Origin of the sequence: Streptococcus sanguinis, assembly GCF_019929145.1 — a bacterium.
GTDB classification, from domain to species: Bacteria; Bacillota; Bacilli; order Lactobacillales; family Streptococcaceae; genus Streptococcus; species Streptococcus sanguinis_U.
On the sequence record NZ_JAHZOW010000002.1, the window covers coordinates 366,346 to 380,632 of the forward strand.

The following is a 14,287-nucleotide window of genomic DNA, read 5'->3' on the forward strand; positions in this document are numbered from 1 at the left end:
ATATAATAAGTGAAGGAACAAAGAAGGAATCAATAGTTTAAAATGATGAAAATAATATTTATGGGGACACCGGACTTCTCAGCGACTGTCCTAAAAGGGCTGCTGGACAGTGGTCAATACCAAGTGTTAGCAGTGGTGACGCAGCCGGACCGGGCCGTCGGCCGTAAAAGAGAGATACGCATGACCCCAGTAAAAGAATTGGCCTTGGAATATAAGCTGCCGGTTTATCAACCGGAAAAGCTGGCTCAAAGCTCGGATTTAGAGGAGTTGATGAACTTAGAAGCAGATGGTATTGTCACAGCTGCTTTTGGGCAGTTTTTGCCTAGCCGCTTGCTGGACAGTGTTGACTTTGCGGTGAATGTTCATGCTTCTTTACTACCTAAATACCGAGGTGGTGCGCCCATTCACTATGCTCTGATCAATGGAGATGAGCAGGCAGGCGTTACGATTATGGAAATGGTCAAGGAAATGGATGCTGGAGATATGATAGCCAGCAAGGCGACGCCGATTGAAGAGACTGACAATGTCGGAACTCTCTTTGAGAAATTGGCGCTTATCGGGCGAGATTTGTTGTTGGATGTTCTGCCAGCTTATAGGGCAGGGCAGATTACACCTCAGCCGCAGGATCCTAGCCAGGTCACTTTCTCTCCGAATATCAGCCCAGAAGAAGAGCGGATAGACTGGAGCAAAACAAACCGCCAAATTTTCAATCAAATCCGCGGCATGTATCCTTGGCCGGTAGCTCATACCTTGCTGCAGGGGCAACGCTTTAAGATTTACGAAGCAGATATGGCAGCTGGCAGCGGTCAACCGGGGCAGATATTGTCTATTAGTAAAAAAGAACTGGTGGTCGCAGCTGGTCAGGGAGCCCTCTCGCTGAAGACGGTTCAGCCTGCTGGTAAGCCCAAGATGGCTATCGTTGATTTTTTGAATGGACTGGGCCGTAGCCTGTCCCTAGGAGATACTTTTGGAAAGTAAGCAAAAAACGGCCCGTCGGCAGGCCTTGGAAATTTTGGAAGAAGTTTTTGAAGAAGGCGCCTATTCCAATATCGCCTTAAACCGAGCACTGAGTCAAAGCCAACTGAGCCAAGCAGATAAAGGTCTGGTAACAGAGCTGGTTTACGGCACAGTTGCTCGGAAAATCACTCTGGAATGGTATTTATCCCATCTGATTGAGGATAGGGACAAATTAGATAACTGGCTCTACATTCTGCTTATGCTCAGTCTGTACCAGATGCTCTATCTGGACAAAATCCCTCAGCACGCAGTTGTTCATGAGGCTGTTGAAATTGCGAAAATCCGTAAGCGCGGCAGCGAAAAATTTGTCAATGCCTTGTTACGTAGGATTGAGCGTGAGGGTGTAGCTGATTTTAAAACAATCAAGCGCAAAAATAAGCGCTATTCGATCCAGTATTCTCTGCCGGTCTGGCTGGTCAAAGACCTGATAGAAGAGTATGGCGAAGAAAGGGCTCTGGCTATCTTTGCCAGTCTCTTTGTTCGCAGCAAGGCTAGCATTCGCGTGACGGAGCTGTCGCGCAAGGCAGAGCTTCGCCAGCTTTTAGGGGCTGAGGACTCGCTCTTATCTCCGTCAGCCTTGGTTAAGAAACAGGGGCATTTTGCGGGGCATCAGCTCTTCGAAAGCGGAGCGATTACGATTCAGGATGAGTCTAGCCAGCTGGTGGCTCCGACTCTGGCCATCGAAGGTGAGGAGCAGATTCTGGATGCCTGCAGTGCACCGGGCGGCAAGACTGTCCACATGGCTTCCTATCTGACGAGCGGTCACATTACAGCCTTGGACCTCTACGATCATAAGTTAGAGCTCGTAGCAGAAAATGCAGAAAGACTGGGCTTGGCTGATAAAATTACCACCCAAAAGCTAGACGCGACCAAGGTGTTTGAGACTTTTGGCCCAGATGCTTTCGATAAAATCTTAGTGGACGCTCCTTGCTCTGGTATTGGCTTAATTCGCCGCAAACCAGATATAAAATATAATAAAGAAAATGCAGATTTTGAGAATTTACAAAAAATTCAGCTGGATATACTAGACAGCGTTTGTCAAAGTCTACGTAAAGGTGGTATAATAGCTTATAGTACTTGCACGATTATGGCCAAAGAGAATTTTGAGGTTGTCGAGAAATTTCTGGCCAGTCATCCGAATTTTGAGCAAGTCTTATTAGACCATGAAAGAAAAGATATCGTCAAAGACGGCTGTATCTTGATTACGCCGGAATTATATGAAAGCGACGGATTTTTTATCAGTCAATTTAGGAAGATATCGGAATAAGAGGAGGAAACTGACAGTATGGAAATTTCATTATTAACAGATGTTGGTCAAAAGCGTACAAATAACCAAGATTATGCCAATCTTTTTGTGAATCGGGCGGGCAAAACCCTGATTATCTTGGCAGATGGTATGGGCGGCCACAGAGCTGGAAATATTGCCAGTGAAATGGCTGTGACAGACTTAGGAGCTGCCTGGGTCGATACACAGATTGATTCGGTGAATCAAGTACGTGAATGGTTTGCGGAACACTTGGAAGAGGAAAATCAGCGCATTCATCAATTTGGTCAAGATGAAGAATACAAGGGCATGGGAACGACTTTGGAAGCCTTGGCTATCATTGATAATCAAGCCATCTATGCCCATATCGGCGATTCTCGCATCGGCTTGATTCGCGGTGATGAATACCGCCAGCTGACCAATGATCACTCGCTTGTTAATGCTTTATTGAAAGCTGGACAGATTACTCCAGAAGAAGCAGAGCGTCATCCGCAGAAGAATATCATTACCCAGTCTATTGGTCAAAAAGACGAAGTACAGCCTGACTATGGCATGATTACCTTGGAAGATGGTGACTACCTTCTGCTCAACAGTGACGGTCTGACTAATATGATTTCAGACAGTGAAATTTGTGACATTGTCACCAGCGACATCAGCCTGTCTGAAAAAACACAAACCTTAATTCGCTTTGCCAACAATGCTGGAGGGCTGGATAACATCACAGTTGCTCTGGTTCGCTTTGACAAGGAGGATAAGGAATGATTCAAATCGGCAAAATCTTTGCCGGGCGATATAAAATCATCAAGCAGATTGGCCGCGGAGGCATGGCAGATGTCTATTTGGCCAAGGACTTGATTTTGGATGGTGAGGAAGTTGCGGTAAAGGTTCTTAGGACCAATTACCAGACAGATCCTATCGCTGTCGCGCGTTTCCAACGGGAAGCCAAGGCGATGGCTGACTTGGACCATCCGCACATCGTTCGGATCACTGATATTGGAGAAGAAGACGGCCAGCAGTATCTGGCTATGGAATACGTGGCGGGTCTTGACCTCAAGCGCTATATCAAAGAGAATTCTCCGATTTCAAATGAAGAAGCAGTCAGAATCATGGGACAAATCTTGCTGGCCATGCGCTTGGCGCATACACGCGGGATTGTCCATCGTGACCTGAAACCACAAAATGTCCTCTTAACCCCAGATGGCAATGCCAAGGTAACAGACTTTGGGATTGCGGTGGCCTTTGCGGAGACAAGTCTGACTCAGACTAACTCAATGCTAGGCTCAGTTCATTATCTATCGCCTGAGCAGGCACGTGGCTCTAAAGCAACTGTTCAGAGTGATATTTATGCGATGGGGATTATTTTTTATGAGATGCTGACTGGTCATATCCCTTATGATGGAGATAGCGCCGTTACGATTGCCCTGCAGCATTTCCAAAAGCCGCTGCCATCGATCATTTCTGAAAATCCTAATGTGCCTCAGGCCTTGGAAAATGTGGTCATTAAAGCAACAGCCAAAAAATTGACGGATCGTTATCAGTCGGTTGCAGAGATGTATGTGGACTTGTCCAGTAGCTTATCTTATGAGCGCCGTAATGAAAAGAAATTAGTCTTTGATGATGTTGCGAAAGCAGACACCAAGACCTTGCCAAAAATCTCACCTGTACCTCAGCCAGCAGTTCCACCTGTTAAGTCAACGCCGCCTAAAGTGGAAGCTGCTGAAGTCAAGGAAGAGACATCTGATGCGGTTAAGAAAGCTCCAAAGAAACGCCGTTTGAGAACGCGTTACAAGGTTCTTTTCTTTGCTATCCTATTGGTTTTGGCTGCCTTTGTCGTCCTTCTCTATAACAGCCCGTCTAACACCAGCGTGCCAGATGTTTCTGGTCAGACTGTAGCAGAGGCTCGCTCCGCTATTGAAGCTAAGAAGCTGGTTGTCGGAGAGGAAAAGGAAGAATACAGCGACAATGTCGAATCCGGCAAAGTAATTAAAACTGATCCACAGGCCAATAGTCAGCGCCGCGAAGGCAGCAAAATTGACCTGATTATCTCCAAGGGACCAAAGACCTTTGTGATGGAAGATTATGTCGGTCAAGCAAAATCAGCCGTAGTTGAAAATCTGAAAACAAACTATAATGTTTCTGAGAAATTGATTGAGATTGTTGAGGAGGAATCGGACGATTACGAGCCAGGTCAGGTCATTCGCCAGTCGCCGGCAGCTGGTTCGACCTATGATTTGACTTCTAATCATAAGATCAAGCTGACAGTGGCGAAAGCAGTGACTAGTGTGGCCATGCCTGACTTTGGCAGCATGCAGTACACCTACGCCAATGCCCGTTCTTACTTGATTCAAATGGGAATTTCTTCGTCTCGAATTGAGCGAGTTGTTGACCGTTCGGTCACTTCGACTCAGGCTGACTTGGTAACTTCCCAGTCACCTGCGGCAGGTCAGACGATTGACCTCAAGTCCAATGAAAAAATCACTCTTTACGTGACAGAAGCAACAACACCATCGTCATCTAGCTCGTCATCTTCATCGTCTAGTAGCAACTCAAAGAGCAGCTCATCGTCTGAAGATAGCGGACATGGAACTAGTTCTAGCTCATCTGATAGTTGATTAATAAACCATCCATTTTAAGTTTTTTATCTTAAAACGGATGTTTTTTTCTTTTTTGCTGGACAAATTTCCCCATTTCATGCCTTGGACGGAGGATTTTTGGTTTAATTTTGTTAAAATAGGAAGGTAGAGAAAGGAAAAGGCTATGTGGAAGGTTCAATTATTTGTCTTTGTTGAAACAGTCTTATTATCCATGGCATTGGTGACCATGTTGGCAGCTGATTTTTCACGAGTTGTCATTATCTTGGTCCTTTTTTTGCTGCTGCTCTACTATTACTTCGGCAAGCAAAAAGGGAATTTTCTGCTGGTCGCTTCCATGATTATGCTGTTTTTCATTATTATGCTCAATCCCTACGTCATTGCTGCCCTTTTATTTGCGCTTGTTTATGGGATGATTGTGGCCTACCCTTATATCTATAAGGAAAATCAAGAAACCCATCTCGTTTACGAAGAAGATGTGGAAATTCAGAGTGAAAAAAATCGCTGGTTGGGGGACCTGCAGCATTTTTCTAAGGACAGCTGTCAATTTCATGACATCAACCTTTTGCGTATCATTGGGAAAGACACCATTCATTTGGAAGACGTGATTTTGGTCAACCATGATAATGTCATTGTCATTCGAAAAGGTTTTGGCGATACCAAGATTATTGTACCGCTGGATGTGGAAATTCAGCTGCAAATCAATACTCTTTACGGGGAGCTGAACTTTCTGCATCATCCATCTCGCAAGCTGCGCAACGAAAGCATTTCGCTGACGACACCAGACTATAAACGAGCCAATAAGACAGTGAAGATTGTCCTCGTCAGCTTCTTAGGAAATGTGGAGGTTGTCAGAAAGTGAAGAAATCAAATTATTTTCTCATTCTCCTCTATACTTTCTTTGTTTTATTTATCATCTTTCACTATATTTTCAATATTTTTGATTTCACTTGGCAGGAGCTCTTTAATGATTTGGAGCTGTTGCAGTCTTTTGTTTTCTTTGTTGTGATTATCGGTTTATCACTGACCATTCTGATTGTGATAGCAGCTCGCTTGATACAATATCTGTCGGTAGCCCATGTGCAAAAAAATCTTCGGCGTTTGCTGGATGGACGGAGGCTGGAGCCAACAGACCAACCCGAGCTGGATCGCTCTCTGCATCAGCTTGAGAGAAGGCTGCACCGTCTGACAGAGAATCTCCAAAAGTCTGAAAACCAAACCCTGCAGACGGAAGAGAAAATTATCGAAAAAGAACGGCGGCGAATTGCGCGTGATTTGCACGATACTGTCAGTCAGGAATTATTTGCAGCCAATATGATTCTTTCGGGAGTGGCTGGAAATGTAGAACGGCTTGATGGAGAAAAACTGCAAAAGCAGCTCAAGGGGATTGCCGATATTCTTGACACAGCCCAGAAGGATTTGCGGATTCTCCTGCTTCATTTGCGACCTACAGAGTTGGAAAATAAGACTCTGGTCGAAGGTATGGATGTGATTATCAAGGAGTTGACTGATAAAAGCGACATTGATGTTCACTTCAATCATCAGGTTGGGCATTTACCCAAACAGATGGAGGAGCATGTCTTCAGAATCATGCAGGAAATTATCAACAACACACTGCGGCATGCCCAGGCCAGTCGGTTGGATATTTACCTCTATCAGGCACCTAATGAGCTTAAAATTAAGGTATCTGATAATGGCGTCGGTTTTGATCCGCGGGCCCAGGATGAACTCAGCTACGGCTTGAAAAATATGGAAGACCGTGTACGGGATATGGCGGGCACCTTTAAGCTTTTGACAGCCCCCAGAAAAGGTCTTTCTATTGAAATCACGATACCTTTACTAGAAGGAGAAAATCATGAAGATATTGTTAGTGGATGACCACCAGATGGTCAGATTGGGATTGAAAAGTTACCTGGAACTGCAAGAGGATATAGCTGAAGTATCTGAAGCAGTTAATGGCAAAGAAGGTGTGGAGAAGGCTTTGGCAGATCGTCCAGATGTGATTATCATGGATATCGTCATGCCTGAAATGAATGGTATCGAAGCGACACTAGCTATTTTAAAAGAGTGGCCGGAAGCAAAGATTCTGATTTTGACTTCTTATCTGGATAACGAAAAAATTTATCCTGTTCTGGATGCAGGCGCTCATGGATACATGCTTAAGACTTCCAGCGCTGAAGAAATTCTCCGTGCTGTCAAAAAAGTGGCCAAGGGAGAATTTGCCATTGAAACAGAAGTCAGCAAGAAAGTAGAATATCATCGTAACCATATCGAGCTTCACGAGGATTTGACAGCTCGGGAGCGTGATATTTTGGGGCTTTTAGCCAAGGGTTATGAAAATCAACGGATTGCGGATGAGCTCTTTATTTCCCTCAAAACGGTCAAGACTCATGTCTCCAATATCCTGTCCAAATTGGAGGTGAGCGATCGTACTCAGGCAGTTGTTTATGCTTTTCAGCACCATCTTGTCCCACAAGAAGACTTTTAATGGTATAATAGAAAAGATTAAGATTGGACTAGGGGCGATATGGACGCAAAATTAAAGTATAAGGCTAAAAAGATAAAAATTGTCTTTTTTGATATAGATGATACCTTGCGAGTCAAGGATACAGGTTTTATCCCAGATTCTATCCAGACAGTTTTCAAGCAGTTGAAAGACAAAGGAATTTTGACGGGTATTGCGTCTGGTCGAGGAATGTTTGGTGTCGTGCCGGAGCTGAGAGCTTTGCAGCCAGACTTTTTCGTTACCCTGAACGGAGCCTATGTCGAAGACAGCAAAGGGAAGGTGATTTCTCAGACGGTTATTCCGTCCGATAGAGTGACGTCCTATATTACTTGGGCTCAGGAGGAAGGAATTGACTATGGTCTGGTCGGCAGCCATGGAGCAGCCTTGTCCAATCGAAATTCTCTGATTTCAGAGGCCATTGATGTGGTTTATCCAGATTTGCCTGTAAATCCAGACTTTCATTTAGAAAAGGATATTTATCAGCTTTGGACCTTTGAAGATAGAGGAGATAGCCTGCAGCTGCCAGAGGCGTTAGCGGAGCATCTGCGCTTAGTTCGCTGGCATCCTCATTCGTCAGATGTCGTGCCGACGGAAGGTTCCAAGGCAGCCGGAGTTTCCAAGGTTGTCGAGCATCTGGGCTTCAAACCTGAAAATGTCATGGTTTTTGGCGACGGACTTAATGATCTGGAATTGTTTGACTATGCAGGAATTGGCATTGCCATGGGCGTTTCCCATGAAGAACTGCGAAAAAGAGCAGATTATATTACAAAAACAGTAGAAGAAGACGGTATTTTTGCCGCTTTAGAGGAGTTAGGTATGGTAGAAAAAGAATTACATTTTCCACAAGTAGAACTTGCAGCAGCAGAAGGTCCAAAAGCGACTATCAAGACTAATCATGGGGACATGAAAGTTCAGCTGTTTCCAGAACAGGCACCAAAAACAGTAGCCAACTTTATTGCCCTTGCTAAAGATGGTTATTATGACGGTGTGATTTTCCACCGCATTATTCAGGACTTTATGATTCAGGGTGGTGATCCTACTGGTACCGGTATGGGCGGTCAGTCTATCTATGGTGAGAAATTTGAAGATGAGTTTTCACCAGAATTGTACAATATTCGTGGGGCTCTTTCCATGGCAAATGCTGGGCCAAATACTAATGGCAGTCAATTTTTCATTGTTCAAAATAAAAATCTTCCTTATTCAGCTAAGGAATTGAGCCGCGGCGGCTGGCCTGAAGCTATCGCTGAAGTCTATGCCAGTCAGGGAGGAACACCGCATTTGGATCGGCGCCACACTGTCTTTGGTCAGCTGGCTGATGAAGCGTCCTACCACGTTTTGGACAAGATTGCAGCTGTTGAGACGGGGGCTATGGACAAGCCGGTGGAAGATGTTGTGATTGAGACGATTGAGGTAGAAGACTGATGAAAATCGGTGATAAATTAAAAGGCAAAATCACTGGGATTCAGCCTTATGGAGCTTTTGTTGAACTGGAAAACGGAACGATTGGTCTGATCCATATCTCAGAAATTCGTCCGGGTTATATTGAAAATATCCATGATAGTGTAAAGGTTGGCCAGCAAGTATTGGTACAGGTTGTGGACTATGATGAATTTTCTGGGAAGTCCAGTCTGTCCATGCGGACCCTGGAAGAAGAAAAGCACCGCCTCCCTAGACGCCACCGCTTTTCAAATGACCGCTGTAAAATTGGTTTTGAGCCTTTAGGCAGACAGCTGCCTATCTGGATCAAAGAGGCAAAAAAATTCTTAAAAGAAGAAAAAGTTTAAAAAATATCCTGTTCCATAAGAGAGCAGGATATTTTTGTTAGATATGCTATTCAATCCAAAGCCGAGTGCTGAATTGAAATGGACATGTTTTCAAAAAAACTAAGCATCAAATTCATAGAGAGCAGTAGATAGGTAGCGTTCGCCGTTGTCAGGTGCCAGAGCAAGAACTTTCTTACCAGTTCCTAGTTTTTTCGCTACTTCAATAGCTGCGAAAATAGCAGCAGCAGATGAAATTCCCACTAAGAAGCCTTCCTGACCGCCAATATAGCGTCCAAATTCCAGTGCTTGATCAGAAGTTACGCGGACAATACCGTTGTAGGCTGCTGTATCCAAGGTCTCTGGAATGAATCCAGCTGAAAGTCCTTGGATTTTGTGAGGACCTGGCTTCTCACCAGAAAGGATAGCAGATTCGTCTGCTTCAACTGCGTAGATTTGGATGTCCGGATTAACTTTTTTGAGAGCGTGAGATACACCGGAAATAGTTCCGCCAGTTCCGACACCGCCTACAAAGGCATCCAGTCCAGTTTCACTGAAAGCAGCGATAATTTCTGCTCCTGTTGTTCGTTCGTGAACCTCTGGATTGGCCGGATTGTTAAACTGCAGTGGCAGCCAGCCATTTCGTTCTTTCGCGATTTCTTGTGCTTTTGCAATGGCACCTTTCATTCCTTCGCTACCTGGAGTCAAGACTAACTCAGCACCATAAGCTTGGATAATTTTGCGGCGCTCTACACTCATGGTTTCTGGCATAACAATGACAACCTTGTAACCTTTAGCTGCTCCAACCCATGAAAGGCCAATACCGGTATTTCCACTAGTTGCTTCAACGATGGTATCGCCAGGCTTAATAAGGCCATCGCGTTCAGCCGCCTCAATCATGCTGAGAGCAATCCGGTCTTTAACAGAAGATCCAGGATTGAAAGCCTCTAACTTCACATAAACCTCAGCAGCTCCTTCTGGAACCAAGTTGTTCAATTTGACGATGGGAGTTTGCCCAATTAGTTCTGTAATGTTTTGATAAATACGTGACATAGGATACATACCTCAATATAATTTAATAGAATTAGTATAAAATGAAACAAGCGCTTTGTAAAATATAAAAATCCTATCAAAGTGATAGGATTTTTTTATATTAGATTAAACCATTAATTTTCAAACGATTATTATAGGCTAATTCAAATAGATATTTATATAAGGGTGCAATATCTGCCTTTTTAGGAAATTCGAACTTATGTTTCTTAGGGAACTCGTTGTGGGCTTTTAAAAAGGCATTGTCTAAATAAGTGATTGTAATTTCACTATCATCAATACCAGCTCCAGCAGTTTCCATATCAACGTCCACAATATTCATCAGAAAAATTGATTTCACAGACATCTTCCGGCCAGTTGCTCCTTGCTTGTCAGTAAAAATAATACGAATATTTGTAAATAAGATAGAGTCACGAATCAGAGTGTAGCCACTCTGGATAACTTCACCTTCAAGTAAATATTGTCCGTATTCTTTTGAAAGTTGATCAACATTTTGTTCGCTGAAATTTCCAGCTAATCCTTGCATTAATTTTCCAAATGCCATAATTTTCTCCTTTAATTTTCTTTATCTAGTATAGCATGCACTTCAACTTCTCGCAAGCCTAAGTCAGTTAGTTCTATTTTTCCGTTGAAAAATTCTGTTAAATTTCTCTTAGTGATTTCTTTGATATTTTTGTCAATATAAATGGTTGTATCAACTAATTCTGTAAAGATAGTATCGGTTTCTTCTAAGTTTTGGACCTTAAGAAAATTCGTAAAATCCTGATATTGACTGTAAGACAGTTGTAGGCGCAGGCCAGCCTGTTCTTTTATCTCAACCAGTCCAATCTCCTTAATAGCCAGAGCAACACTGCCGGCATAAGCTCGAATCAGACCGCCGGCTCCGAGTTTAATACCGCCAAAATAGCGAGTAACCACAACGCAAAGATTGGTCAATTCATGCTTTTCTAAGACTCCCAGCATAGGAACTCCGGCTGTTCCGCTGGGCTCACCATCATCGCTAGTTCGCTTTATATCACTCTTTTCCCCAATGACAAAAGCAGAGCAGTTATGAGTGGCCTTGTAATGTTCTTTTTTTATAGCAGCTATAAAAGCGCGAGCCTCTTCCTCAGAGTAAACTCTTTTTACATGGCAGATAAAGCGGGATTTTTTAATTTCCTCTTGAACCATGCCATCTTCTTTAATTGTCTTAAATTCCATAACTATATTTTACAAGAAAATATGAATTTTGCCAAAAAATTACGAATAAATACGAATAAATAAGTATGTTAGAGTTACAAGATTGTTTAGGACGGATATTTACAGAAAATCAATTAGAGTCTAGCTTACGAGCACAAGCAAAAGAAATTCTCAGTATCCAAGAAGAAAAAGGCAAGCTCCACTGTGGACGCTGCAATAGTTTGATTGAACGAGAAAATCAACTGCCGGTTGGAGCTTATTATTGTAGAGAATGCTTAATCTTGGGTCGGGTACGTAGTGACCAAAAACTCTACTATTTTCCCCAAGAGGATTTTCCTAAGAATCAGGTGCTTAAATGGCAGGGGCAACTGACAGAGTTTCAGGGGAAGGTTTCCAAAGGCTTACTGGATGCGCTAGAGAAAAGACAGAATACGTTAGTGCATGCTGTTACTGGCGCTGGAAAAACAGAAATGATTTACCAAGTGATTGCAAGAGTTATTGATAGAGGAGGAGCTGTTTGCTTGGCCAGTCCGCGGATTGATGTTTGTTTAGAGCTTTATCGGCGCCTTAAAGAAGATTTTTCTTGTGAAATAGCCCTTCTGCATGGGGAGTCAGAAGCTTATTTCCGCAGTCCCTTGGTGATTGCCACCACCCACCAGCTCTTAAAATTTTATCGGGCTTTTGATTTGCTGATTGTGGACGAGGTAGACGCCTTTCCTTATGTAGATAATCCCATGTTGTATCACGCAGTAGAGCGTTCAGTTAAAGAGGATGCTACAACTATTTTTCTGACAGCCACTTCCACGGATGAACTGGATAAAAGAGTTCAAAAAGGTGAGCTGAAACGCCTGAGTCTTCCCAGAAGATTTCATGGTAATCCCTTGACCATCCCTCAGAAAGTTTGGTTATCTGATTTTCAAAAGTATCTTCAGAAGAAGAAAATAGCACCTAAACTTTTGAACTATATACAAAAACAGAGAAAGACTCAATTTCCTCTCTTGATATTTGCTGCAGAAATTCAAAGAGGAGAGGATGTTGCTCAGGCTTTGCAGATAGCTCTGCCTGATGAAAAGCTGGCTTTTGTCGCCTCCACAACAGAAAATCGTCTAGAGATTGTCGAGCAGTTTCGTCACAAGGAGATTACTATTTTGGTGACAACGACTATCTTAGAGCGTGGGGTAACCTTTCCTGGTGTAGATGTTTTTGTCTTGGAAGCCAATCATCGCCTGTTCAGTCGTAGTGCTCTGGTTCAGATTTCAGGCCGAGTTGGCCGTAGTATGGATAGACCGACTGGACAGTTGCTATTTTTTCATGATGGGACTACCCTTGCTATGGAAAAGGCAATTCGGGAAATGAGAGATATGAATAAGGAGGCGGGATTATGACAGAGTGTCTTTTATGTAAGGAGCAAATTAAGGAGAAAGGCAGTTTTTTACGGCTTTTTCTATTAAAAGAAGAAGGACCAAGCTGCTGCTCCACTTGTTATCAAAATTTTGAACGCATATCTGAAGAGCATTGCCCACGCTGTTTTCGAAACGGGCAATCAGATTTATGTGCAGATTGCCAAAAATGGGAGAAAGAGGGGAATCAAGTCCAGCATCAGTCACTATTTACCTATAATGAAGCAATGAAGGAATATTTCAGTCAATACAAGTTTCAGGGAGACTATGTATTGCGCTTTGTATTTGCAAAAGCAGCTAAAAAAGCAGTCAAAATGTTTAGAGAGCATACCATTGTTCCGATTCCAGTCAGTATCGAAAAATTTCAAGTGAGAGGTTTTAATCAAGTGCAGGGGATTTTAGATGCTGCAAACTTGTCATACAGAGATATCTTAGAGAAAAAAGACACCCTAGCACAGTCGAGCAAGACACGTGAGGAGCGTCTGCAGACGCAGCAGGCTTTTAAAATTAAGAATGGAGTTGATTTGCCGGATAAAATTTTGCTGGTTGATGATATCTATACGACTGGAAAAACCTTGCAATTAGCCAAGCAAATCTTGCTGGAAGCAGGAGTGAAAGAAATTTTGACATTTTCAATCGCAAGATAAGAAAAAATTTGCAAAAAAGGAATGAAAGCGTTATAATGATATTATAAATAAAACATTTATGTTTAGAAAGAAGGTACTTATATGCTTAAATATAGTATCCGTGGTGAAAACCTAGAAGTAACAGATGCTCTCCGTGACTACGTAGTTTCTAAACTTGAGAAGATTGAGAAGTATTTCCAAGCAGAGCAAGAACTTGATGCGCGTGTGAACCTCAAGGTTTACCGTGAAAAGACTGCGAAAGTGGAAGTAACAATTCCGCTAGGCTCCATCACTCTTCGTGCAGAAGATATCTCTCAGGACATGTATGGATCAATTGATTTGGTCACAGATAAGATTGAGCGCCAAATCCGCAAAAACAAGACCAAGATTGAAAGAAAGAATCGCAATAAAGTTGCTACAAGTCAGCTTTTCACAGATTCCTTTGCTGAGGAAGCAGAAGAAGTTCCGTCAAAAGTTGTTCGTTCAAAACACATCGATTTGAAGCCAATGGACTTGGAAGAAGCGATTCTGCAGATGGATTTATTGGGACATGATTTCTTCATATATTCTGACGCTGAGGACAGCAGCACAAATGTTATATACCGTCGTGAGGATGGAAATATTGGTCTGTTAGAAGTTAAATAAATAAGAAAAGAGGGTTGAGAGCAAGTTTCTCAACCTTTTTAGATTATAGAAAGTCATACACTCAGGTGACATAAACCAGCTTTCTGCTCACAAAGAAATTAACTTTATACTTAGAACTGAAAAATAAACTTTTAAAAAAATAAAAAAAGATCAAAAAAGGTATTGACAGTTGGGTGGTATAGGTGATATACTAATATAGTTGTCGCGAAAGACAAAGCCCTTTGAAAACTGAACAAGACGAACCAAGTG

15 protein-coding genes are annotated in these 14,287 nt (G+C 42.8%); 12 read left to right on the forward strand and 3 right to left on the reverse strand.

Annotated elements, in window-relative coordinates; all coding sequences use genetic code 11:
• Positions 1-42 precede the first annotated feature (42 nt).
• From fmt to K1I94_RS07540, 9 genes are all read left to right on the forward strand, one after another.
• Positions 43-978: a methionyl-tRNA formyltransferase gene (gene fmt, locus K1I94_RS07500; RefSeq protein ID WP_223314936.1), complete on the forward strand. Its 936-nt coding sequence runs from the start codon at positions 43-45 to the stop codon at positions 976-978.
• Positions 968-2,284: a 16S rRNA (cytosine(967)-C(5))-methyltransferase RsmB gene (gene rsmB, locus K1I94_RS07505; RefSeq protein WP_223314937.1), complete on the forward strand. Its 1,317-nt coding sequence runs from the start codon at positions 968-970 to the stop codon at positions 2,282-2,284. The genes fmt and rsmB overlap by 11 nt, the downstream gene beginning before the upstream one ends.
• A gap of 18 nt (positions 2,285-2,302) precedes the next feature.
• Positions 2,303-3,043 (forward strand): Stp1/IreP family PP2C-type Ser/Thr phosphatase, encoded by a 741-nt coding sequence (locus K1I94_RS07510; RefSeq protein ID WP_223314938.1) that lies wholly within the window; start codon positions 2,303-2,305, stop codon positions 3,041-3,043.
• The gene (gene pknB, locus K1I94_RS07515) at positions 3,040-4,893 is read left to right on the forward strand and encodes a Stk1 family PASTA domain-containing Ser/Thr kinase (RefSeq protein WP_223314939.1); all 1,854 of its coding nucleotides are present in this window, start codon (positions 3,040-3,042) and stop codon (positions 4,891-4,893) included. Before K1I94_RS07510 ends, pknB begins: the two co-directional genes overlap by 4 nt.
• 145 nt (positions 4,894-5,038) lie before the next feature.
• Positions 5,039-5,734, forward strand: coding sequence for a cell wall-active antibiotics response protein LiaF (liaF, locus tag K1I94_RS07520; RefSeq protein WP_223314940.1), 696 nt, complete (start codon positions 5,039-5,041; stop codon positions 5,732-5,734).
• A complete protein-coding gene (locus K1I94_RS07525; RefSeq protein WP_223314941.1) occupies positions 5,731-6,750 on the forward strand; it encodes an envelope stress sensor histidine kinase LiaS in 1,020 nt (339 codons plus the stop codon). The genes liaF and K1I94_RS07525 overlap by 4 nt, the downstream gene beginning before the upstream one ends.
• A complete protein-coding gene (locus K1I94_RS07530; RefSeq protein ID WP_223310514.1) occupies positions 6,728-7,360 on the forward strand; it encodes a response regulator transcription factor in 633 nt (210 codons plus the stop codon). The genes K1I94_RS07525 and K1I94_RS07530 overlap by 23 nt, the downstream gene beginning before the upstream one ends.
• Before the next feature lie 39 nt (positions 7,361-7,399).
• A complete protein-coding gene (locus tag K1I94_RS07535) occupies positions 7,400-8,800 on the forward strand; it encodes a bifunctional Cof-type HAD-IIB family hydrolase/peptidylprolyl isomerase (RefSeq protein WP_223314942.1) in 1,401 nt (466 codons plus the stop codon).
• Positions 8,800-9,162, forward strand: a complete 363-nt coding sequence (locus K1I94_RS07540; protein ID WP_048773588.1) for a S1 RNA-binding domain-containing protein — start codon at positions 8,800-8,802, stop codon at positions 9,160-9,162. The genes K1I94_RS07535 and K1I94_RS07540 overlap by 1 nt, the downstream gene beginning before the upstream one ends.
• 99 nt (positions 9,163-9,261) lie before the next feature.
• Here K1I94_RS07540 and cysK read toward each other — a convergent pair whose 3' ends face one another.
• The 3 genes from cysK to K1I94_RS07555 form a co-directional block, all read right to left on the reverse strand.
• Positions 9,262-10,191 carry a cysteine synthase A gene (gene cysK / locus K1I94_RS07545; RefSeq protein ID WP_223314943.1) on the reverse strand — a complete coding sequence of 310 codons (930 nt, stop codon included), beginning with the start codon at positions 10,189-10,191 and terminating at the stop codon, positions 9,262-9,264.
• A 100-nt stretch (positions 10,192-10,291) separates the two neighbouring features.
• Positions 10,292-10,732, reverse strand: coding sequence for a PH domain-containing protein (locus tag K1I94_RS07550; protein WP_002911311.1), 441 nt, complete (start codon positions 10,730-10,732; stop codon positions 10,292-10,294).
• Between the two features lie 11 nt (positions 10,733-10,743).
• The gene (locus K1I94_RS07555) at positions 10,744-11,388 is read right to left on the reverse strand and encodes a YigZ family protein (protein ID WP_223314944.1); all 645 of its coding nucleotides are present in this window, start codon (positions 11,386-11,388) and stop codon (positions 10,744-10,746) included.
• Positions 11,389-11,453: 65 nt separating this feature from the next.
• On the opposite strand from K1I94_RS07555, the gene K1I94_RS07560 reads away from it, so the two are divergent.
• The 3 genes from K1I94_RS07560 (at position 11,454) to hpf (ending at position 14,038) form a co-directional block, all read left to right on the forward strand.
• Entirely contained in the window at positions 11,454-12,752 is a 1,299-nt protein-coding gene (locus K1I94_RS07560) for a DEAD/DEAH box helicase (RefSeq protein ID WP_223314945.1), read from the forward strand.
• Complete coding sequence (locus K1I94_RS07565) at positions 12,749-13,414, forward strand: ComF family protein (RefSeq protein WP_223314946.1); 666 nt, start codon at positions 12,749-12,751, stop codon at positions 13,412-13,414. The genes K1I94_RS07560 and K1I94_RS07565 overlap by 4 nt, the downstream gene beginning before the upstream one ends.
• Before the next feature lie 81 nt (positions 13,415-13,495).
• Positions 13,496-14,038: a ribosome hibernation-promoting factor, HPF/YfiA family gene (gene hpf / locus K1I94_RS07570; RefSeq protein ID WP_223314947.1), complete on the forward strand. Its 543-nt coding sequence runs from the start codon at positions 13,496-13,498 to the stop codon at positions 14,036-14,038.
• The last annotated feature ends 249 nt before the right edge of the window (positions 14,039-14,287 follow it).